This is a genomic window from Actinophytocola algeriensis (assembly GCF_014203735.1).
GTDB classification, from domain to species: domain Bacteria; phylum Actinomycetota; class Actinomycetes; order Mycobacteriales; family Pseudonocardiaceae; genus Actinophytocola; species Actinophytocola algeriensis.
Window position 1 is genome coordinate 1250860 of the sequence record NZ_JACHJQ010000001.1, and the last position, 19987, is coordinate 1270846.

The window sequence follows — 19987 nt, forward strand, 5'->3', positions numbered from 1 at the left end:
CGTGATGGGCAAGGGGCTGCGCCTGCTGGCGCTCGTGCTCGTGCTGACCGGGCTCGTGGCGGCGCCCGCGGGTGCGGCCCCGGCGCCACCGACGGTGTCGGCGGGCAACTTCATCCGCGTCTACGACCCGTCGGTCGGGGAGTCGGCGCAGTGGTACTACAACGACCACACGCTCGTCCGGGACGTGGTCACCGGCACCTGGCACGTGTACGCGATCACGCACGCCGAGCCGGCGAACCCGTTGGACGAGAAGAACTTCGGGCACGCGACCGCGCCGTCGCCGAACGGGCCGTGGACCAAGCGGCCGTTCGCGCTGACGGCCGACCCGGCGCTCGGCGAGAGCCACATCTGGGCGCCGCACGTCATCCACCACAACGGCGTCTACTACATGTACTACGCGGCCGGGACCCCGGACCACGCCGCGTACCGCATGCACCTCGCGACCTCGACCGACCTGAACACCTGGACCCGCAGCGCGGCGAACCCGCTGTTCACCGACGGGTTCGACGCCCGCGACCCGATGGTCACGCGGGTCGGGCCGACGTGGGTCATGTACTACACGGCGAACAGCACCCCGACCGGCGGCAACCACCAGGTCGCGTACCGGACGTCGACGGACCTCGTGCACTGGAGCGGCAAGCAGGTCGCGTTCTCCCACCCGGCGTCCGGGACGTTCGGCGGTCCGACGGAGTCGCCGTTCGTGATCTTCCGCGGCGGCTGGTGGTACCTGTCGATCTGCTGCGACGCCGGGTACAAGGACACGCGCGTGTACCGCAGCCGGGACCCGTTCCGCTTCTCGGTGAACGACCTGGCGGGCCGGATCGACGCGCACGCGGCGGAGATCGTGACGGAGCCGTCCGGCGCGACGTGGGTGACCGGCGCCGGGTGGGGGCAGGGCGGACTGCACGTGGCGCCGCTGTCGGTCAACTCGTCGTACGCAAACGTTTTCGTGGGTGGTGGCGGCGCGGACTTCAACGGCGACGGCCGCGACGACGTGGTGACGTTCACGCACGACCCGCTGGCGGACGTCTATGTCGCCCTGTCCTCCGGGTCCGGTTTCACGGGCACGTCGGCGAAGTGGCACGACTGGTTCGCGTTGTCGGGCGAGACCCCGCTGACCGGTGACGTCAACGGGGACGGCAAGGACGACATCGTGACGTTCACGCACGGTTCGCTCGCGGACGTCCACGTCGCCCTGTCGACCGGGTCCGCGTTCGCGGGCGCGGCCAAGTGGCACGACTTCTTCGCCATCGACGGCGAGGTGCCCGCGGTCGGTGACGTGAACGGGGACGGTCGCGACGACATCATCACGTTCACGCGCAACAACCTCGCGGATGTCTATGTCGCCTTGTCGACCGGCACGTCGTTCGCGGCGTCGGCGAAGTGGCACGACTTCTTCGGCATCGCGGGCGAGTCACCGGGCGTGGCGGACGTGAACGGCGACGGGCGCGACGACATCGTGACGTTCACGCACGGCTCGTCGGCGGACGTGTACGTGGCGCTCTCGAACGGTTCGTCGTTCGGTGCGTCGGCCAAGTGGCACGACTCGTTCGCGGCGGGCCTCACGGACCCCCGGCTGGGTGACGTGAACGGCGACGGCAAGGCGGACGTCGTCCAGTTCAGCCGCGAGGGCGTGGTCCACGTGGCACTGTCGTCCGGTACGTCGTTCGGCACTTCGCGGAAGTGGCACGACTTCTTCGCGCCACAGGGCGAGTTCCCGTACGTGGGCGACTACGACGGCGACGGCCGCACGGACATCGTGACGTTCACGAAGCTGCCGGGCGCGGACACGTACGTCGCGCTGTCGACCGGCACGGCCTTCGGCCCGGGCCCGAAGTGGCACGACTACTTCGGCCTCCCCGGCGAAACCACGCTGTAGGACGACGGCCACCGCGGGCTGGGCGACAGCCCGCGGTGGCCGAGCTCCGTGGCTCAGCCGACGCAGATGACCAGCAGGCAGCTCTCCACGTGGACGGCGTCGATGACCGGGCCGAACCCGCTGCCGGTGGTGCTCCGGAATTCCAGCGTGGCGGACGTGCTGGTGGCGAGGAAATGCGTGTGTTTCTTGACGTATCCCATGTCTGTGAACGTCTTCCCCGTGATGTCGAACGCGAAGTTCTGGATCACGTTGCCGTTCGCGAGCACCTGGCCGGTTTGATCGCCGGGCCCGAGGCCGGGTTTCCCGCCAGGTAGTACGTCACCCGGTGCGTCGCGGGCGGACATGTCTGTGTTGCTCGGCTTTTCGGGGATTCGACGTGCGGAAACGGCCCAGCACGTGCCGGGAATTCCGGAAAGTATTACCCGGAAGTGGGGCCGGGTGGGCTCATTGGGTGAAAGAAAGGCCGCGCGCGGCCAGTTCCTCTTCCAGGATCCGGATCGCCTTGGGGCCGACGCCGTGAATCTTCAGGAGTTCCTTCGATGTCATCGTGGTCAACTGCTCGTAGCGGGTGTAGCCGTTCAGCGCCAGCTCGCGCGGTGCCACCTTGCCCATGCGCTGGGGGAACTCGGTCTCGTCCACGCCGACGAATCTAGGCCACCACGCCGGGCTGGAGCCACCCTCGGATCTCCGCGCGTTCGCCGTCGGACAGGACCATCGGCACGTCCGCGGCGAGTGCGAGCACGTTCTCCGCGAACGCCTCCGCCAGTTTCCCGGCGTCGAGGCCGGGGTGTGGCCAGGCGATCCCCTGGTGCCGCAGGCCCACCACCACGAAGTGCACCGCGGGCCGGGACACCGGACGGCCGAGCTCCGCGCACCGGTCCCGCGCCCTGCGTTCCGCCTCGGCCTGGTCGCCGTCACCGTCGGAGTCGCCGACCTCGGCGAGCACACCGAACAGCGTCGCGTACGTCTCCGGGGACAGCATGGGCGCGTCGACCAGCCTGCTGACCCGGTCCACCACCTCGGACATGTTCAGCGCGGCCTGTGCGCTCGCCGTGTGCCGCGTCGGGTCGTACAGCCAGCCAGGCGACCGCCTGCTGTCGACGCGCAGGTGCTCGTCGGTCATCTGCGCGATGAACTTGCCGAAACTCCCGCTGCCCGCCCAGTTCGTGGTGTCGACCGACAGACCGACGGTCTTGCGGACCTCGTGCGCCACCCGTGCCATCACGACCGGCTCCGCCGCCGACGACACCAGGTCCCGCACCACCTGCCGCATCCGCGTCCGCAGCTCGTCCAGTTCGATGGGGACCGGTGCGGGTGACTCGTCCTCCACCGCCAGGCCCAGCGCCTCGTCGAGGAACACCGAGTCGGGGATCGCGAAGTCGCACGCCGCCTGCAACGCCGCCGCGGCCGGTCCGCTGACCAGCATGGCGGTGCGGCGGTCGTGCTCCCGTAATCGCAGCAGGACGGGCGTGAAGTCGGCGTCGACCGACAGGACGATGAACTCGTCGTACCGCTCCGGGTGCGTGAGCGTGTCGAGGATGTCCAGCACCATGTGGATGTCGGCGCTGTTCTTGCCCATCGTGGTCAGCGCGGGGCAGTCGACGACCCGGAACCCGGCGCGCGTGAAGTACGGCCGGTACTGCCCGGACCGCGCGGGCTCGAGGTAACAGATGCGCCGCAGCAGCTTGCGCGGCTGGTCGTCGAGGTCCACCACGAGCGGGCCCAGCGTCCGCTCCATCCACTGCACCCACCGGGCGGGCTGGGTCGCGAACCGCCGCCCCGCCTCCGGGCTGGACTCGCACAGCCCGCGGTGCACGTTCTCGAAGTCGACGAAGAGCGCGGCCCTGCGGTGGCCGTCGGCCGCGAGCTGGTTGGCGTGCACGCATACACCCCCGTTGTGACCCCGATGCACTACGAATCGTCGTCACACGAGTGGTGTTACAGCCCCAGTTCGTCGCGGAGGTCGGGCTCCTCGATGCCGTGCGTCTCCCGGATCTCGACACCGTTGCCGCCGAGTGCGAACACGCCGTAGTCGGTGTACACGCGGCTCACGCATCGCAGACCGGTCAACGGGTACGTGCACGACGGCACCAGCTTCGGCACGCCGGCTTCGGTGAAGAGCGTCATCATCACGTACACCTGCTTGGCGCCGATCGCGAGGTCCATCGCGCCGCCCACCGCGGGGATCGCGCCGGGTTTGCCGGTGTGCCAGTTCGCGAGGTCGCCGTCGAAGGAGACCTGGAACGCGCCGAGCACGCACACGTCGAGGTGCCCGCCGCGCATCATGGCGAACGAGTCGGCGTGGTGGAAGTACGACGCGCCAGGGGTTTCCGTGACCGGGACCTTGCCCGCGTTGATCAGGTCGTGGTCCACCTCGTCGTCCTGGGCGGCCCGTCCCATGCCGAGCATGCCGTTCTCGGTGTGCAGGATGACGCCCGCGTCCGGCGCCAGGTAGTCCGCCACCAGCGTCGGCTGCCCGATGCCGAGGTTCACGTACGAGCCGGGCGGGATGTCGGCGGCGACCAGCTTCGCGATGCCAGCGCGGTCGAGACGACCCGGTGTCCGACGGTTCGCTCCGCTCACGCCCCCGCCCCTTCCTCCGCGAGTACGGCGGGCGACGGGCACGCCACCACCCGGTCCACGAAGATCCCGGGCGTCACCACCACTTCCGGGTCGAGTGAACCGGGTTCGGTCACCGACAGCACCTGCGCGACGGTCAGCTTCGCGGCCGTCGCCATGACGGGCCCGAAGTTGCGGGCGGTCTTGCGGTACACCAGGTTCCCGAGCGCGTCCGCCTGCCGCGCCTTGATCAACGCGACGTCGCCGTGGATCGGGAACTCCAGCACGTAGTCCCGGCCGTCGATGGTCCGCGTTTCCTTGCCCTCGGCGAGCGGGGTGCCGACACCGGTGGGGCAGTAGAACGCGCCGATCCCCGCGCCCGCGGCCCGCAGCCGCTCCGCGAGGTTGCCCTGCGGCACCACTTCCAGCTCGATCCGCCCCGACCGGTACAGCTCGTCGAACACGTACGAGTCCTTCTGCCGGGGGAAGGAACACACGATCCGCCGCACCCGGCCCGCGGCGAGCAGCGCGGCGAGCCCGTGCGACCCGTTGCCCGCGTTGTTCGACACGATCGTCAGGTCCGTGGCCCCGTTCCGCAGCAACGCGTCGATCAGCTCGACCGGCTGACCGGCCGTGCCGAACCCGCCGACGAGCACCGTCGCCCCGTCGGTGACCCCGGCGACGGCCTCGTCGGCGGACTCACAGATGGTGGTCACGCCACGTTCTCCAACACCACCGCTAGCCCCTGGCCGACCCCGATGCAGATCGCGGCGACACCCCAGCGGTGGCCGTCGGTCCGCATGACCTTCGCGAGCGTGCCCAGGATCCGGCCGCCCGACGCGCCGAGCGGGTGCCCCAGCGCGATCGCGCCGCCGCGCGTGTTCACGATGTCCGGGTCGATCTTCCACGCGTCCACGCACGCGAGCGACTGCACCGCGAACGCCTCGTTCAACTCCACCGCACCCACGTCCGACCAGGTGATCCCGGCCCGCTCCAGCGCCTTGTTCGCCGCCGCCACCGGCGCGTACCCGAACCGCCGCGGCTCCAGCGCGTACGCGGCCCGCCCGGCGACGCGCGCGACCGGGTCGCGGCCGAGGTCCGCCGACTCGGCCGCCACCAACACGGCCGACGCGCCGTCCGACAGCGGCGACGCGTTGCCCGCGGTGATCGTCCCGTCGGTGCGGAACGAGGGCTTCAGCTTCGCGAGCTTGTCCGCCGACGTGTCGGCGCGGATGCCCTCGTCCCTGGTCAGCTCGCCGGCGGGGACGGTGATGTCGTCGTAGAACCCGGCCTCCCACGCGGCGTGCGCGAGCCGGTGCGACCGCTCCGCGAACGCGTCCTGCCGCTCGCGGGAGATGCCGAACTCCTCCTGCAGCCGCTCGTTGCACTCGCCGAGGGAGACCGTCCACTCCTTCGGCATGTTCTTGTTCACCAGCCGCCAGCCCAGCGTGGTCGACACCGCCGTCACGTCCCGCGCCGGGAACGCCCGGTCCGGCTTGGGCAGCACCCACGGCGCGCGGGTCATCGACTCGACGCCACCAGCCACGACGACGGTCGCGTCACCGGTCTCGATCTGCCGCGACGCCGACATGACCGCGTCCAGGCTGGAGCCGCACAGCCGGTTGACGGTCGAACCGGGCACGGTCACCGGCCAGCCCGCGAGGAGCACGGCCATCCGGCCGACGTTGCGGTTGTCCTCGCCGGCGCCGTTGGCGAGGCCCAGCGTCACCTCGTCGACGGCGGCCGGGTCCAGGCCGGGTGTGCGGTCGGCGATGGCCCGCAGGACGGTCGCGGCCAGGTCGTCCGGCCGCTCCTTCGCCAGCCCACCGTCGAACTTGCCGAAGGGCGTCCGCACCGCGTCGTAAACGAAAGCTCCGCTCATGAATGTCCAGGGTAGGTAATGAACACCGTCTCCCGATCGCCCTGAAGTGTGACGTCGAACCGAAGTCCGCCCGCGTCCTTCTCCGCGACCAGCGTCTCGCGGCGGTCGGGCGGCAGCGACAACAGGAACGGATCGGCCGCGCCAGGCAGGTAGACCCGGGTGAACAGCCGGTTCATCAGGCCGCGCGCGAACACGGTCATCGCGATGAACGGGGCGCCCGGCATGACTGTGGTGAACGAGTACTCGCCCACGTTGTTCGTGCTCGCCCGGCCCCAGCCGGTGAAGGTGTGGCCGTCGCGGTGCAGCGACCCGGCCTTCCTCGGCACGTCGCCGGTGCGGTCGGCCTGCCAGATCTCCAGCAGCGCGTCCGGCACCGGCGCGCCTGCTCCGTCCAGGACCACGCCGTGCAGGCGGATCGCGTCCGGGTGGCCCTTCGGCACCAGGTCCGGGCCGCCCTCGTAGGGCAGCGCGTACCCGTAGAACGGGCCGATCGTCTGGCCCGGCGTCGGGCGGCTGACCGGGTGATTCGTTCCGGAAGCCCCGATCATGCCGACTCGCTCCACGTGCGGTGGCCGCCGGTCAGCACGATGTCCCAGCGGTAGCCGGTGGCGACCTCGGGCAGCGTGACGTCGTGGTCGTAGGTCGCGACCAGCCGGTCGCGGGCCGCCGGGTCGACGATCGACTGGTAGATCGGGTCGAGCCCGAACAGCGGGTCGCCCGGGAAGTACATCTGCGTCACCATCCGCTGGGTGAACTCGCTGCCGAACAGCGAGAAGTGGATGTGGGCAGGCCGCCACGCGTTCACGTGGTTGCGCCACGGGTAAGGACCCGGCTTGATCGTCGTGAACCGGTAGGTGCCGTCCGGCCCGGTGAGGCAGCGGCCCACCCCGGTGAAGTTCGGGTCCAGCGGCGCGGGGTGCTGGTCGCGCTGGTGCAGGTAGCGGCCCGCCGAGTTGGCCTGCCAGATCTCCACCAGCTGGTTCGCGACAGGCTTGCCGTCGCCGTCGGTGACCCGCCCGGTCACGACGATGCGCTCGCCGATCGGCTCACCGAGGTGCTGGATCGTCAGGTCGGCCTCGAGCGGGTCGACGTCCTGCGGCCCGAACACGGGCGCGAACAGCTCGACCGCCTCGGGATCGGCCTGGTACGGGGACTTCGTCGGATGGCGCAGGATGCTGCTGCGGTAGGGCGCGTAGTCCAGCCGCGGCTGGGTCTCCTCGCCCGTACGCGTCGCGGCGATCGCCGCGATCTCGGCACCGATCTCCGCCTGCGTCGTCGCCGCGGCGTCCGATGACGCACGAACTGCTTCGGTCACGACGACAACGTTAGGCCGGACGGCCGTGTGGGTGCGAGACTTCTGTTCCACTGAGCGGAAGGACGATCTAGGTGTCGGGCAACAGCGCACGACCGGGCACCACCGTCGCGTCGCGCGTGCTGGCCGTGCTCGGCGCGTTCGACGACGAGCACCGGGCCATGACGCTCACGGTGCTCGCCAGGCGCGCGGACCTGCCGATGGCGACCGCGTTCCGGCTCGTCGGCGAGCTGGTCGAGTGGGGAGCGCTGGTGCGGCGGGACTCGGGTGAGTATGTGATCGGACGGCGCCTGTGGGACCTCGGGCTGCTGGCGCCGGTGCAGTCCGGGCTGCGGCAGATCGCGTCGCCGTTCCTGCACGACCTGTACGCGGCCACACTCGCGACCGTGCACCTCGCGGTGCGCGACGGCACCTCGGTGCTCTACCTCGACCGGCGGGCCGGGCACGTGTCGGTGCCGGTGGTCAGCGACGTCGGGTCGCGGCTGCCCATGCACGCGACCGGCGTCGGCAAGGTGCTGCTCGCGCACGCGCCCGACGACGTGCGGGCCTGGGTGTTCCGCAACCTCACCCGCGTCACCGCGTACACGGTCACCCAGCCGGGGCGGCTGCGGACCGAGCTGCGGCGCGTGCACCGCGACGGCTACGCGCAGACCACCGAGGAGATGAGCCTCGGCGCGTGCTCGGTGGCCGTGCCGATCACCGCGCCGGACGGTCCCGTGGTGGCGGCACTCGGCATCGTCGTGCCGAGGCTCGGCCGCGACCGCCCCCGGCTCGTCGCCGCGCTGCAGGTGGCGGCCCAGGGCGTCGGCCGCAGCATCGACCTGACCCGGACTTCTCTGGACTTCCACTGAGCGGAAGTCCGCGTTGTTGTGTGCACCCCGGCGTCGGGTATTGACTGAGTGCATGCGAACCCAGGTCGCCATCATCGGCGCGGGCCCGGCGGGGCTGCTGCTGTCCCACCTGCTCAGGGCGGGCGGCGTGGAGTCGGTCGTGGTCGAGACACGCACCCGTGACTACGTCGAGTCCCGCATCCGCGCCGGCATCCTGGAGCACTCGACGGTGGAGCTGCTGAGATCGGCGGGCCTCGGCGACCGGATCGCCCGCGAGGGCGACGAGCACCGCGGGATCCACCTGCAGTGGCCGGGGGAACGCCACCACCTCGACTTCGTGGACCTGGTCGGGCGCAGCGTGTGGGTGTACGGGCAGACCGAGGTGCAGAAGGACCTCGGCCGCGCCGGTGACCGGGCAGGCCAGCAGATCATCTACGACGTGCGGGACACGGCCGTGCACGACCCGGCCGACCCGTACGTGACGTTCACGGTGGACGACCGGCCGGCGCGGGTGGACGCGGACGTGGTCGTCGGCTGCGACGGCTCGTTCGGGCCGACCCGCGACGTGGTGCCGGGCCAGACCTGGCAACGGACCTATGACTACTCCTGGCTCGGGGTCCTCGCGGACGTGGCGCCGTCGACCGACGAGCTGATCTACGCCTGGCACCCGGACGGGTTCGCGCTCAACTCGATGCGCTCGCCGACGGTCACCCGGCTGTACCTGCAGGTTCCGTCCGGCACCGACCTCGCGGAGTGGCCGGACGAGCGGATCTGGGACGCGCTGTCCGACCGGCTCGGGCACGGGCAGGACGGCTGGAAGCTCGCCAGGGGGCCCATCACCGACAAGAGCGTGCTGCCGATGCGCAGCAACGTGGCGGCCCCGATGCGCCGCGACCGGGTGTTCCTCGCGGGCGACGCCGCCCACATCGTGCCGCCGACCGGTGCGAAGGGGCTGAACCTGGCGTTCGCCGACGTGGCGCTGCTGGCACCCGCGCTGGTGGCGTTGCTGCGGGAGAAGGACCCTCGGCTCGCCGACGAGTACTCCGACCGCGCGCTGCGCCGCGTCTGGCGGTGCACGCACTTCTCGTGGTGGATGACCACGATGCTGCACTCGACGGACGACCCGTTCGACCGGCAGCTGCAGCTGTCGCAGCTGCGGTGGGTGACGTCGAGCGAGGCGGGCGCGCGGGGCCTGGCGGAGAACTACGCGGGGCTGCCGATCGGGTTCTGACTCACACGAATGCGACCACGAGGAGAACGGCGACCACCAGCGCGACGAGAACGGTTCGCATAACCCCACATGTAACCCTGATAGGGGTTATTCTGCAAGCAGCTTGACGAGCTGCTCCGGTGGAGTGGTGCCCGGGCGGTCGCTGACCTGGCCCTCCCCGAGTTCGACCACGCGCAGGCGGCCGTCGGCGTGGCGGGCCAGGTCGACCGTGACGAACGGCAGCGCCAGCGCCCGCACCAGCGGCGTCAGCTCGGCCAGGTCCACCTCCGCCGGTCGCGCGTCCGGGGTGTCCGGGTGCGCGGTGATCAGGCGGCACGCGCCGGCCACCCACCACGTGCGGATCTCCGCGCCGGAGAACGTCTCGAACCGGCGCAGCACGAACCCGCCCGTGAAGTCCTCCGCCCGCAGCTCGAGGAAACGGCTCGCGACCCGCCATGCCGCGTCACCGTCCGCGAGTGACGGGATGTACACGGTCTCGTCCCAGTGGTGCTTCATCGACTTCGTGTAGTCGCGCAGCACCGCGGGCCCGTCACCGAGGCGCTGCCGCGCGGCGTCGAACGCGGTGCGGGAGGAGTCCTCGGTCCACTCGGCGGCCGGGGTCAGCGGTGCGAGCGCGGCGTGCCAGCCGGGCAGCTCGTGAGCGGTGCGGTACTGGTCCGTGGTCGTGCGCAGGGTGGCGCCGCGGGCCGACAGCGCCCGTTCGAAGGCCGCGTAGTCGGCCGATCGGAGCATCCAGCCGCGGTAGAAGGCTGTGCCCTCCGGCACACCGCGCACGGCCCGCGCCGGGTCGCGCGGCACGGCGTCGTGGTCGATCAGCGCGTACGGGATGCCCAGGTCACGGGCCGCTTCGGCCTCCGGCGCGAAGTGGTCGTCGACCCGGCGCGGCCGGAACGGATCGCAAGGGAACAGGAGCACGTGCCCATCGTCGCGGACCGCGCAACGCGAATATCCCCTGTGGCCGCGAGGAAACCAGGGCGGCATGCGGCTCACGGCGAGACAGCGCGAAGGATTCCTCCAGGCGGGCAAGGCGGCGGTCGCGGCGGCCATCGCCTATCTCGTGGCACGGCAGGTGCACGCGCCGCAGTCGTTCATGGCGCCGTACGCGGCCGTGTTCATGATGTCCGAGACGGTGTACCGGTCGTTCGCGGAGGCCGTGCGGACCGTCGCGACCCTGGTCCTTGGCGTGCTGCTCGCCTTCGTGACGATCACCGTCATCCCGAACGTGGCCATCGCGCTACCCGTCGCCGTCTTCGTGGGCGCCGCGATGGGGCAGTGGCACCGGCTCGGCGACAGCGGCATCTGGATCGGCGTGACCGCGCTGCTGATGCTGGCGTACGGCACCGCGGGCAACGCGGACTACCTGCAGTACCGGGTGATCGAGGGGGTGCTGGGCGCGGTGATCGGGCTCGCGGTGAACATGTTCGTCCTGCCACCACTGCACCTGCGCGCGGGCCGCCAGGCCGTCGAGGACGTGGCAGCCGAGCTGGAGGACCTGCTGCACGCCGTAGCCGACGGCCTCCGCCGCGACTGGGACGATGGCCACGCCCGCCTGTGGCAGCGCCGCGCGCGGCAGCTCGAGGACGTCGTGCGCGGTGCGGAGCACGCACGCGGGCGTGGGCGCGAGAGCACCAGGTACAACCCGCGCTGGCTGCTGCGCCGAGGCCGGGAGACCGACGACGGGACCCAGAGCCTCGGCAGCCTGTACGAGGTCGCGCGGCAGGTGCAGCACATCACGGAGGCACTCCACGCCGCCGCGGCGGGCAACGCACCGGTCGCAGGCGAGTGGTTCACCGGCTCGTACGCCGAGTTGCTCGACGCCCTGGCCGCGGCCGTCTCCACCCACCACGACGCCGAAACCACGAGGGCGTCACCCTGCAGCGTGGCCGAGGCGCGCGACCGCAGCCGATCCCGGCGCCGGGAACTGGTGGAGCGCGGCGAGCTGGCCAAGGACGGGGTGCGCCTGGACTGGAGCACCCAGGCCACGCTGCTGCTGGCAGTGGAACGAGCATGCGACGCGGTCCTCGACGGTCACAGTTAGTGCGGTGTCCACCAGCGTTTGCCGGGTCCTGCGGCGGATCCGGCCAAGCCGACGGTGATCGTCGTACCGGGGAGGGGTGGTATGCCGTGAAAGCGCCTTTCACGGCACAACGGGATGGCAGGCAGACCGACCCATGCCAGAGAACCGAAGATGCCAACTGGGTAGCCATCCCAGAGACCTGCCCCTCCGGCGAGGAGCCGCCGGAGGCGAACCCGTCCGGCAAGAAGCCGCCGGCAAACCCGCCCGGCGAGAACGCCCGTCCGACGACGACACCCGTCCGGCGAGGACAAAACCACGAACCCACCCGGCCAACGCAAGTGGACACTAGGCGTAGGGATCGGTGATCTCCCGCAGCTTGCCGAGGATCTGCCGCAGCTGGGCCAGGTGGCGTTTGCCGAGGTGCGTCGCCCACTCGGCCTCGACCTCGGCCACGGCCGCGGCGGCGATGGGAAGAGCGTCCGCACCGCGTCCGGAGATGCGCACGAGACGTGCCCGCTTGTCGGTCGGGTCCGGTACGCGCTCGACCCAGCCCGCCTTCTCCAGCTGGTCGACGAGGAACCCGGCGGTCTGCTTGGTCACCTGCGCCTGCTCGGCGAGGTCCGTCAACCGCGTCCCGCCGGGCCCGATGCGCTGGACGATCTTCATCTGCGCGGTGGTGATGTCGCGGTAGCCCGCGTCGTGGAGTGCCTGGACGACCCGGTTCTCCAGCGACCGGTACGGGATGTAGAGCAGCAGCCCGGTGTTGAGCTGGTCCTCCGTCACGGAGCCCCCTTGACGTTGGTCAGAGAATCTGACTTAATTTGGTCAGCGCATCTGACTAATGCTAACGGGAGGTTCCCATGGACCGTGAGCAGCGCTGGCGGGCGATAGAACAGGAACGGCTGAAGCTGGCTTCCCTGCTCGACACCCTGACCGCCGAAGAATGGGACCGTCCTTCCCTGTGCGAAGGCTGGCGTGTGCGCGATGTGGCCGCACATGTGTCGCTGGCGCCGCAACCGCCGGGCGTGCTGGACATGCTCGTGTGGGCCGTCCGCGCACGCGGCCGCTTTCACCGCCTGAACCACGACATCTCGGTGGCCCACGCTGATGCGCGGCCGGTCGCCGGGCTGGTCGCGGACCTGCGGGCGCACGCGGCCTCCCGTCGGTTGCCGCCGTTCACCAACAGCCGCAACATCCTCTACGACACGCTGGTACACGCCCAGGACATCGCGATCCCGTTGCAGCGGCCGCATCCCATGCCGGTGGCCGCCGCTGCCGATGGTGCGACCCGGGTGTGGTCGATGGGGTGGCCGTTCTGGGCTCGGCGGCGGCTGGCGGGCTACCGGTTGGTGGCCACTGACGTGGAGTGGCAGGCCGGCGGTGGCGTGCGGGAGGTCAGCGGGCCCATCGAGGCGTTGCTGCTTCTGCTCACCGGGCGCACCGCTGCGCTGCATCGACTCGGCGGTCCTGGCGCCTGTGCGTTGACCGCGGAACTCGGCGAGCGTCGCCGAGCTTGACGGTCGCGGCCCGCATCGCCGCGATGTGGACCAACACGGTTCGTGGCGCCACGCAGCCAACCCAGGTGTGCGCTTCGAACGCTGCCACGCTGCCGCGCTTCGCACGGTGTCGCGCTGCGCCGTTGCCGCTCGGAGCCTGGGCGTCGAGCCGCCCTGTCTCCCTCGTCGATCTCCTTTCTGTCGCTACACTCCGGCCGCCACTACGGGCGCATGGACGGGGTCGGCATGGACGAGAGGCTCATCCGGGCGAACGAGCTGTACGAGCGGGCCGTGTTCGGTGGTGACGATGCCGCTCTCGTGGCCGCCGACCGGGAGCTCGACGCGATCGACGCCGATCTCGCGCTTGCCAGGGGCAAGGTCGTGCACGCGCGGTTCCTGGCACGCAGGGTCGAGGATCCGGCTGAGCTTCCGCTCTTCGAGCGGGCCGTCGGTCTCTACCACCGGGTCGGCGACGAGCGCGGCGAAGCCGAGGCCCTGTTCTGGGTCGCCACCTACCACCAGGTCGTCCGCGACGACCACGACACCGTCGTGCCCGTGCTCGGGCGGGCGCGTGCGCTCGCCACCCAGGCAGGCGACGACCTCACCCTGTCCTACATCCTGCGGCACCTCGGGTTCGTCGAGCAGGCCGCCGGGCGGGTCCCGGCAGCACGGGAGCTGTTCGTCGAGTCGACCGAACTGCGGCGCAAGATCGGGTTCCAGGCCGGGGTCGCGGCCAACCTCGTCGGGCTCGCCCACCTCGCCGACGATCCCGGGGAGGCGCGGGCGCACCTCGACGAGGCGGTCGCCGTCGCACGTGAGTGCGGGGCGGACGCCGTGCTCGGGTGGGTCGCGGAGGCCAGGGCGAAGCTCGGTTAGGTTTCGGCCGCCACCCGCTCCAGCCACTCCGACACCAGGGCGTCGAACAGCGCCGGCTGCTCGAACTGCAGGTTGTGACCCGCCACGTCGAGCACCGCGAACGTCGCCCTCGGTAGTGGGGTAAGAGCGCCCACTGGTCGTTGTAGCCCACCACGTCGTCCTGTCGGCCTGCCAGGATCAGCGCGGGACGGCGGAACTCCTCGCCACCCTCCGGGTCGTCGGACAGCAGCCACCGCCGCCGGATGCGGGCCAAGGCCTCCTCGTCGGCCACCGCCAGCCCTGGCTCGATCTCGTCGGTGAACCGGCGCAGTGTCTCCGGGGAGGACACCACCGCGATCGACGAGAACTCCTCGTTCTCCGGCAGTCCCGGCGCATGCCGCAGCACCTGTCGTGGCGGTACGTCCCTCGTCGAGTGCTCCACCGCCACGCCGATCGGGCAGATCAGGGCCAGCCCCAGCACCCGCGGCCCCAGCGCCCGCGCGAGCCCGCGTGCCAGGTACCCGCCGTAGGACTCACCCACCAACAGGAACGGCTCCGTGCCGATGGTGTCCGACACGAACTCGCGCACCGCCGACAGCACGTCGTCCGACGACGCGACCGACGGCGGGGCAGGGGACCCGCCCATGCCCGGCAGGTCCGGGTACAGCCGCCGGTACCCCGGTTTTCGCTCGAACACCGGCTCCAGGCAACCGAGCATCAGCCGGTGGTCCGGGGTCCAGCCGTGCAGTGCGAGAACAGGGGTGCCGGTGCCGATGTCGACGTGGTTCAGGTTCATGGCGGGCATCATGCAGCAGAGCACCGACAATTCTGGGAGAAGCCGATGCCGGACAGCCCCGACGTGCCGGACGACGTCCTCGAGCGCCTCCGCGCGCTGTGCACGGCGCTCCCCGGCGTCTACGAGGAACAGGCCTGGGTCGGCACCCGCTGGCTGGTCCGCAAGAAGACCTTCGCCCACGTCCTCGGCATCAGTGACGAGTACCCGCCCGCCTACACCCGCGAAGTCCCGTACGTCGGCGACGCCACCGTCCTCACCTTCCGCGCCGACGGCGACGAGCTCGCCGCGCTGGTCGGCACCGGGCACCCGTTCTACAAGCCGAGCTGGCACCCGCAGGTCGTCGGCATGGTGGTCGAACCGGACGCGGACTGGGACGAGATCGCCGAGCTGCTCACCGAGAGCTACTGCCTGCGGGCGCCGAAGAAGCTGGCGGCACAGGTTTCCCGGCCGGGTCCCGCAGAAGGCGGACCGGGCTGAACCCCGACGGCACCGGGCACGCGAGCATCAGCAGGCGCGCTGCGCCGGACCGGTCAGGAATCGAGAAGCACCCTCGCCGCGACCGCACCTAGCGTGACGGCCATGGCAGAGAAGAAGAAGCGCAAGCCCGGTACACCAGGGGCGTTCTCGCGGTGGACGCAGCAGAAGGCCAACGCCCGCATGACACGCAAGGTCCGCGGTGGCAGAGGTCAGTTCATGGGCATGGACGTGCTGATCCTGAACACCGTCGGCAGGCGGTCGGGGCAGCCGAGGGAGACCCCCGTCGCGTGGTTCGCCGACGGGGAGGGCGCCCGGCTGATCGTCGCGTCCGGCGGCGGGAGCCTGAACCCGGACTGGCACGCGAACCTGATGGCGCACCCCGGCCGGGCGACCATCGAACTGCCCGGCCAGGAGCCCGTCCCGGTGACGCCGCACCAGCTCGCCGACGCCGAGCGGGAGGAGGCGTGGGCGCGGATCACCGCCGCCCAGCCCCGGCTCGCGAAGTACCAGGCCAAGTCCGACCGGCAGTACCCGGTCATCCGCCTCACCACACGGTGACCTGCACGAGGACCGCCGCGGGCGCGCCGAAGTAGCGCGACCAGAAGAAGCGCCGCGCCGCGTCAAGGTGGAGCGGTTGCGCCGCCGCCGGGATGCCGCAACCGCTTGATCGCCCCAAATCCTGCCCGAAAAGACCGACTGAACCGAGCCACCGACCGGTACGTGTATCCCCTGAGCGGGTTGGTGGCTCATTGTCGGCATACGCAAGGACAGGAGAAGGTCATGGCGCAGCGTGGTCCGCTGGTCACCGCCGCCGTCGTGGTGGCTGGTCTCGTGGGTCTCATGGCGGCCAACGCGTCGGGTGGTCTCGTCACCGCGGGCAACACGACGCCCGGTCAGGAGAACGTCGCGGCGACGGAGACCACGCAGCCACCGGTCACCACCGAGCCGCCCGCGCCGCCGGTGACGACGACCGAGCCGCCCGCGCCACCCGCGTCGACGACGACCGACCTCCCGGCACCGCCGGAGCCCGAGTTCCCGGCCGAGGCGGTCTTCGCCGGCCGCGCCGCGGACAGCCCGATGGCGATCGCGGTCGCGGTCAAGGGCGACGAGGCCGCCGCGTACCTCTGCGACGGCGCGAACGTCGAGACCTGGCTGAAGGGCACGGCCGTGGAGGGCACGGTCGACCTGAAGTCCAAGGACGGCGCCAACACGCTGACCGCGGAGCTGACCGGCGAGAACCTCAACGGCACCATCACGATCGCGGGCCAGCCGCTGCAGTTCAGCCTCGCGCCCGCGCAGGCGCCCGCCGGCCTGTACCGCGGTGAGGGCGACACGACCACGCTCGGCTGGATCATCCTGCCCGACGGCACCCAGGTCGGCATCGCCCGTTCCGCGTCCGGCAACGCGCCGGCACCCGCCCTCGACCCGGCCAAGGGAGCCGTGACGGTCCGTGGCGAGCGGGTCGGTGCCGAGAAGGTCTCCGGCGAGACCACGTTCGGCTGATCTTCCACCCGGTTCCGCGGGGGAACCGAGCACGCGACAGAGGGTGCCGGGTCGGCCGAGTCCCGGCAGCACGAAGGAGACTCCGATGACCACGCGACCGCCTGAGCCGCCCGACTTCGGACCGACCGGACCACCCCTTGACTCCGACCTCACCCAGCCGGTGCCAGGGCACTGGCTCAACGAGACCGCGACCAACGTCGCGCCGGTGACGTTCGAGGAAGAGGACATCTACGCCGAGCCCGTGAACATCCGCGGTGTCGTGGTCGCGCTGGGCATCGGCGCGCTCGTCGCCGTCGTCATGGGTGTGTACGGCAGCACGCACGAACCCACCGGCGAGGCGCTGAACCTCGCGGGCTTCTCCGACGGCCTGCACGCCAAGGTGTGGCTGGGTTCCGTCGCGTTCGCGCTCGCGCTCGTGCAGGTCCTGTCGGCGATGGCGATCTGGGGCAGACTGCCCGGGTTCACCGCGGGCCGCGGCACCGCGGTGGTGCACCGCTGGTCCGGCCGCCTCGCGGTGATCGTGTCGCTGCCGGTCGCCGCGCACTGCCTCTACGCCCTGGGGTTCCAGTCCTTCGACACCCGGGTGCTGCTGCACTCGTTGCTGGGCTGCTTCTTCTACGGCCTGTTCGTCTGCAAGATGGTCGTCCTCACCAAGTCCCGCACGCCAGGCTGGGCGCTGCCCGTCATCGGCGCGGCCGTGTTCACCGCCCTCGTCGGCCTGTGGGTGACGTCGTCCCTGTGGTTCTTCTCCGAGTTCGGGGTGAGTTTGTAATGAGTCACGAGATCCCCCGCCGCGCCGCGGTGGGGTTCGCTGTCGTGGGCGCCGCCTGCGCGGCCTGCACCCGGTACGGCGCGTCCAGCCCGCAACCCGAGGCGCAGACCGTCACCCCCGGCGCGCCGCCCCAGGTGCTCGGCAAAGCCATCGACATCCCCGTCAACGGCGGTGTCGTGTACCGCGACGAGAAGATCGTGGTGACACAGCCAGCCAAGGGCGAGTTCAAGGGTTACTCCGCGGTGTGCACCCACCAGGGCTGCGTCGTCAACGACGTCGCCGCGGGCACCATCAACTGCGACTGCCACGGCAGCAAGTTCGGGCTGGACGGGTCGGTCACCACCGGCCCGGCGACACAGCCCCTGCCGCCGGTCGAGGTCACCGTGAACGAGAGCGGCGACATTGTCATGGGTGCGGCCGCCCCGGACACGACAGCGCCGGGTACGACGGACCCGGGCACGACAGAGCCACCAGCGCCACCGGAAGAGCCACCGGCCGACGCGCCGGAGGGCCTCGCGTCGACCGGGGACATCCCGGTCGGCGGTGGCACGGTGTTCCAGGCCGAGCAGGTCGTGATCACGCAGCCGTCGCCGGGGGAGTTCCGCGCGTACTCCGCGGTGTGCACCCACCAGGGCTGCATCGTCAACGACGTCAACGGTGGCACCATCAACTGCAACTGCCACGGGAGCAAGTTCGGCCTCGACGGATCGGTGTCACAGGGGCCCGCCTCCGCACCGCTGCCGGCCGTTGCCGTTAAGGTGACCGGAGATCAGATCTCGTTGGCATGAACCGAACCCGGTTCACAACCGTGTTCCAGTCGTGAGCGAAGTCGCAACAGGTACCCTGCTCATCGACCGGCCACTGGGGCAGGTGATGGCGGCCGTGGCAATGATCGGCAGACGTTCTCGGCGCGCGCGTGCCGCGAACCCGGCCGAGGACCTCATCAAGTCCCTCTACGCCGAACACGGCCGAAGCCTCCTCGACTACGCGACCAGGCTGACCGGCGACCGCGCCGCGGCCGAGGACGTCGTGCAGGAGACGCTGCTGCGGGCGTGGAAGCACGCCGACGCGCTGCAGTCCGGCGTCGGCTCCGTGCGGGGCTGGCTGCTGACAGTCGCCCGCAACCTCGTGACCGACCGCGCCCGCGCCCGCGCCGCCCGGCCGACCGAGGTCAACCAGCCGATCGACGTGCCTGCCGCCCAGCGCGACCACGCCGACGCGGTCGTCGACACCATGACTGTCATGGGGGCGCTGGAGGGCCTGTCGCCGGAGCACCGGGCCGTGCTCGTCGAGGTGTACTACCGCGGCCGGACGGTCAACGAGACCGCCACCGTGCTCGGCATCGCGCCCGGTACGGTGAAATCGAGGACATATCACGCGGTCCGCGCACTGCGGGCGACGCTGGGGCATTCGGGGGAGGTGCGTCAATGAGCGGTCCCGTGCACGACCGGGCTCAGCTCGGCGCCTACGCGCTCGGCGCACTCGACCCGGTCGAGGCACGTCAGGTGCACCAGCACCTGGCCACCTGCATGGACTGTCAGCGCGAGGTCAACGAGCTGATGATGATCCGGCGCGCACTGGACCAGGTGCCACCGGAGGCGTTCATCGACGGCCCGCCAGAGGACGGCGACCTCCTGCTGCGCCGCACCATCCGCCAGGTCCGCGTCGCGGCCCCGCCCCGCCGCCGCATGTCGGCCGGCCTCGCGGTCGCGGCCGCCGTCGCGGTGGCCGTGGCACTCGGCGGCGGCATCCTGCTGGGCCGCGAGACCGTCTCCGACCCGCCGGTCGCCCAGCAGCCCCCGACGTCCACGCTGCCGTCGAACGCCCGCCTCGCGGAGGCCACCGACTCGCAGACCGGCACCACGATGAACGTCGCGCTGGAACCTCGGAAGGGCTGGGTCTGGGTCAACGCCAACGTCAAGGGCCTGGCGGAGGGCCTCCGCTGCGAGATGTACGTGGTCACGAACGACGGCGACGACATCCTGGCAGGCGGCTGGCTGGTGTCCAAGGACGGCTCGACGAACGGCACCGACCTCGAGGGCACCGCCCTGATCCCGCCGGACCAGGTGAAGGCCATCGAGATCCGCACCCAGGACGGCCAGACGATGGTCTCCGTCCCGCTCTGATCCCAGCCAGGTCGCTCGCCGTGGCCGGGTCCTCCCGGTCGAGCCGCCTGATCACCGCGACCCGCGAGGCCGTCAGCTCGTGGGTGTCCGCGACCTCCCTGACCCGCCTGCGCAGCCATCCGGCGAGAACCCGCAGGTCACGGGCCCGCTCCACCATGCTGATCAGCATGACGCCCCGGTAACTCTCCAGGGGGAACTGTGCCGTTCACCCCGACAAGGCAGCCGATGTGACCCACGCCACACATCTCCAGG

The 19987-nt window shown here is 71.1% G+C and carries 26 protein-coding genes and 1 pseudogene; 15 read left to right on the plus strand and 12 right to left on the minus strand.

Annotated features, from left to right (window positions below; all coding sequences use genetic code 11):
* Positions 1 to 4 precede the first annotated feature (4 nt).
* Complete coding sequence (locus tag FHR82_RS45140) at positions 5 to 1879, plus strand: FG-GAP-like repeat-containing protein (RefSeq protein ID WP_221463299.1); 1875 nt, start codon at positions 5 to 7, stop codon at positions 1877 to 1879.
* Between the two features lie 53 nt (positions 1880 to 1932).
* Here the strand turns inward: FHR82_RS45140 and FHR82_RS05890 are convergent, their stop codons facing one another.
* From FHR82_RS05890 to pcaH, 8 genes are all read right to left on the minus strand, one after another.
* Entirely contained in the window at positions 1933 to 2223 is a 291-nt protein-coding gene (locus FHR82_RS05890; protein WP_184809146.1) for a hypothetical protein, read from the minus strand.
* 100 nt (positions 2224 to 2323) lie between these two features.
* On the minus strand, positions 2324 to 2518 hold the full coding sequence (locus tag FHR82_RS05895) for a helix-hairpin-helix domain-containing protein (protein ID WP_184809353.1): 195 nt from the start codon (positions 2516 to 2518) through the stop codon (positions 2324 to 2326).
* A gap of 10 nt (positions 2519 to 2528) precedes the next feature.
* Positions 2529 to 3761, minus strand: coding sequence for an NYN domain-containing protein (locus FHR82_RS05900; RefSeq protein WP_184809147.1), 1233 nt, complete (start codon positions 3759 to 3761; stop codon positions 2529 to 2531).
* A 56-nt stretch (positions 3762 to 3817) separates the two neighbouring features.
* Positions 3818 to 4462: a 3-oxoacid CoA-transferase subunit B gene (locus FHR82_RS05905; protein ID WP_184809148.1), complete on the minus strand. Its 645-nt coding sequence runs from the start codon at positions 4460 to 4462 to the stop codon at positions 3818 to 3820.
* On the minus strand, positions 4459 to 5154 hold the full coding sequence (locus FHR82_RS05910; protein WP_184809149.1) for a 3-oxoacid CoA-transferase subunit A: 696 nt from the start codon (positions 5152 to 5154) through the stop codon (positions 4459 to 4461). Before FHR82_RS05910 ends, FHR82_RS05905 begins: the two co-directional genes overlap by 4 nt.
* The gene (locus tag FHR82_RS05915; protein ID WP_184809150.1) at positions 5151 to 6320 is read right to left on the minus strand and encodes a thiolase family protein; all 1170 of its coding nucleotides are present in this window, start codon (positions 6318 to 6320) and stop codon (positions 5151 to 5153) included. The genes FHR82_RS05910 and FHR82_RS05915 overlap by 4 nt, the downstream gene beginning before the upstream one ends.
* On the minus strand, positions 6317 to 6868 hold the full coding sequence (pcaG, locus tag FHR82_RS05920; protein ID WP_184809151.1) for a protocatechuate 3,4-dioxygenase subunit alpha: 552 nt from the start codon (positions 6866 to 6868) through the stop codon (positions 6317 to 6319). Before pcaG ends, FHR82_RS05915 begins: the two co-directional genes overlap by 4 nt.
* Positions 6865 to 7635 (minus strand): protocatechuate 3,4-dioxygenase subunit beta, encoded by a 771-nt coding sequence (pcaH, locus tag FHR82_RS05925; RefSeq protein ID WP_184809152.1) that lies wholly within the window; start codon positions 7633 to 7635, stop codon positions 6865 to 6867. Before pcaH ends, pcaG begins: the two co-directional genes overlap by 4 nt.
* A gap of 71 nt (positions 7636 to 7706) precedes the next feature.
* Between pcaH and FHR82_RS05930 the strand changes: the two genes are divergently transcribed.
* A complete protein-coding gene (locus tag FHR82_RS05930; RefSeq protein WP_184809153.1) occupies positions 7707 to 8483 on the plus strand; it encodes an IclR family transcriptional regulator in 777 nt (258 codons plus the stop codon).
* Between the two features lie 52 nt (positions 8484 to 8535).
* Complete coding sequence (locus tag FHR82_RS05935; protein WP_184809154.1) at positions 8536 to 9693, plus strand: 4-hydroxybenzoate 3-monooxygenase; 1158 nt, start codon at positions 8536 to 8538, stop codon at positions 9691 to 9693.
* An 87-nt stretch (positions 9694 to 9780) separates the two neighbouring features.
* Here the strand turns inward: FHR82_RS05935 and FHR82_RS05940 are convergent, their stop codons facing one another.
* Positions 9781 to 10608: an ATP-grasp domain-containing protein gene (locus FHR82_RS05940; RefSeq protein ID WP_311770898.1), complete on the minus strand. Its 828-nt coding sequence runs from the start codon at positions 10606 to 10608 to the stop codon at positions 9781 to 9783.
* Positions 10609 to 10672: 64 nt separating this feature from the next.
* On the opposite strand from FHR82_RS05940, the gene FHR82_RS05945 reads away from it, so the two are divergent.
* Positions 10673 to 11731, plus strand: coding sequence for an FUSC family protein (locus FHR82_RS05945; protein ID WP_184809156.1), 1059 nt, complete (start codon positions 10673 to 10675; stop codon positions 11729 to 11731).
* A gap of 324 nt (positions 11732 to 12055) precedes the next feature.
* Here FHR82_RS05945 and FHR82_RS05950 read toward each other — a convergent pair whose 3' ends face one another.
* Positions 12056 to 12493: a MarR family winged helix-turn-helix transcriptional regulator gene (locus FHR82_RS05950; RefSeq protein ID WP_184809157.1), complete on the minus strand. Its 438-nt coding sequence runs from the start codon at positions 12491 to 12493 to the stop codon at positions 12056 to 12058.
* A gap of 77 nt (positions 12494 to 12570) precedes the next feature.
* On the opposite strand from FHR82_RS05950, the gene FHR82_RS05955 reads away from it, so the two are divergent.
* Both FHR82_RS05955 and FHR82_RS05960 read left to right on the plus strand, forming a co-directional pair.
* A complete protein-coding gene (locus FHR82_RS05955) occupies positions 12571 to 13227 on the plus strand; it encodes a maleylpyruvate isomerase family mycothiol-dependent enzyme (protein ID WP_184809158.1) in 657 nt (218 codons plus the stop codon).
* 225 nt (positions 13228 to 13452) lie between these two features.
* Positions 13453 to 14082, plus strand: coding sequence for a tetratricopeptide repeat protein (locus FHR82_RS05960; protein ID WP_221463300.1), 630 nt, complete (start codon positions 13453 to 13455; stop codon positions 14080 to 14082).
* On the opposite strand, the gene FHR82_RS45680 is transcribed toward FHR82_RS05960, so the two are convergent.
* Positions 14079 to 14216 carry an alpha/beta fold hydrolase gene (locus FHR82_RS45680; protein WP_225945322.1) on the minus strand — a complete coding sequence of 46 codons (138 nt, stop codon included), beginning with the start codon at positions 14214 to 14216 and terminating at the stop codon, positions 14079 to 14081. The two genes, FHR82_RS05960 and FHR82_RS45680, sit on opposite strands and share 4 nt — an antisense overlap.
* A 108-nt stretch (positions 14217 to 14324) precedes the next feature.
* Here FHR82_RS45680 and FHR82_RS47930 point away from each other — a divergent pair, with 108 nt between their 5' ends.
* Positions 14325 to 14591 (plus strand): hypothetical protein, encoded by a 267-nt coding sequence (locus FHR82_RS47930; RefSeq protein ID WP_376706387.1) that lies wholly within the window; start codon positions 14325 to 14327, stop codon positions 14589 to 14591.
* Here the strand turns inward: FHR82_RS47930 and FHR82_RS47935 are convergent.
* Positions 14528 to 14869, minus strand: a pseudogene (locus FHR82_RS47935) (alpha/beta fold hydrolase); the annotation flags it as partial. The gene FHR82_RS47930 and the pseudogene FHR82_RS47935 sit on opposite strands and share 64 nt — an antisense overlap.
* A 33-nt stretch (positions 14870 to 14902) precedes the next feature.
* Here FHR82_RS47935 and FHR82_RS05970 point away from each other — a divergent pair.
* The 8 genes from FHR82_RS05970 to FHR82_RS06010 all read left to right on the plus strand — a co-directional run bounded on the left by FHR82_RS05970 (position 14903) and on the right by FHR82_RS06010 (position 19917).
* The gene (locus FHR82_RS05970) at positions 14903 to 15334 is read left to right on the plus strand and encodes an MmcQ/YjbR family DNA-binding protein (RefSeq protein ID WP_184809160.1); all 432 of its coding nucleotides are present in this window, start codon (positions 14903 to 14905) and stop codon (positions 15332 to 15334) included.
* 102 nt (positions 15335 to 15436) lie between these two features.
* Positions 15437 to 15892 (plus strand): nitroreductase family deazaflavin-dependent oxidoreductase, encoded by a 456-nt coding sequence (locus FHR82_RS05975; protein WP_184809161.1) that lies wholly within the window; start codon positions 15437 to 15439, stop codon positions 15890 to 15892.
* Between the two features lie 222 nt (positions 15893 to 16114).
* Positions 16115 to 16837: a hypothetical protein gene (locus FHR82_RS05980; protein ID WP_184809162.1), complete on the plus strand. Its 723-nt coding sequence runs from the start codon at positions 16115 to 16117 to the stop codon at positions 16835 to 16837.
* An 85-nt stretch (positions 16838 to 16922) separates the two neighbouring features.
* Positions 16923 to 17609 carry a DUF6529 family protein gene (locus FHR82_RS05985; protein ID WP_221463301.1) on the plus strand — a complete coding sequence of 229 codons (687 nt, stop codon included), beginning with the start codon at positions 16923 to 16925 and terminating at the stop codon, positions 17607 to 17609.
* Positions 17609 to 18397, plus strand: a complete 789-nt coding sequence (locus tag FHR82_RS45690; RefSeq protein ID WP_225943935.1) for a Rieske (2Fe-2S) protein — start codon at positions 17609 to 17611, stop codon at positions 18395 to 18397. The genes FHR82_RS05985 and FHR82_RS45690 overlap by 1 nt, the downstream gene beginning before the upstream one ends.
* Positions 18398 to 18497: 100 nt before the next feature.
* The gene (locus tag FHR82_RS06000) at positions 18498 to 19040 is read left to right on the plus strand and encodes a sigma-70 family RNA polymerase sigma factor (protein ID WP_221463522.1); all 543 of its coding nucleotides are present in this window, start codon (positions 18498 to 18500) and stop codon (positions 19038 to 19040) included.
* Positions 19037 to 19735: an anti-sigma factor family protein gene (locus FHR82_RS06005; RefSeq protein ID WP_184809163.1), complete on the plus strand. Its 699-nt coding sequence runs from the start codon at positions 19037 to 19039 to the stop codon at positions 19733 to 19735. Before FHR82_RS06000 ends, FHR82_RS06005 begins: the two co-directional genes overlap by 4 nt.
* A gap of 20 nt (positions 19736 to 19755) precedes the next feature.
* Entirely contained in the window at positions 19756 to 19917 is a 162-nt protein-coding gene (locus FHR82_RS06010; RefSeq protein WP_184809164.1) for a hypothetical protein, read from the plus strand.
* Positions 19918 to 19987 lie beyond the last annotated feature (70 nt).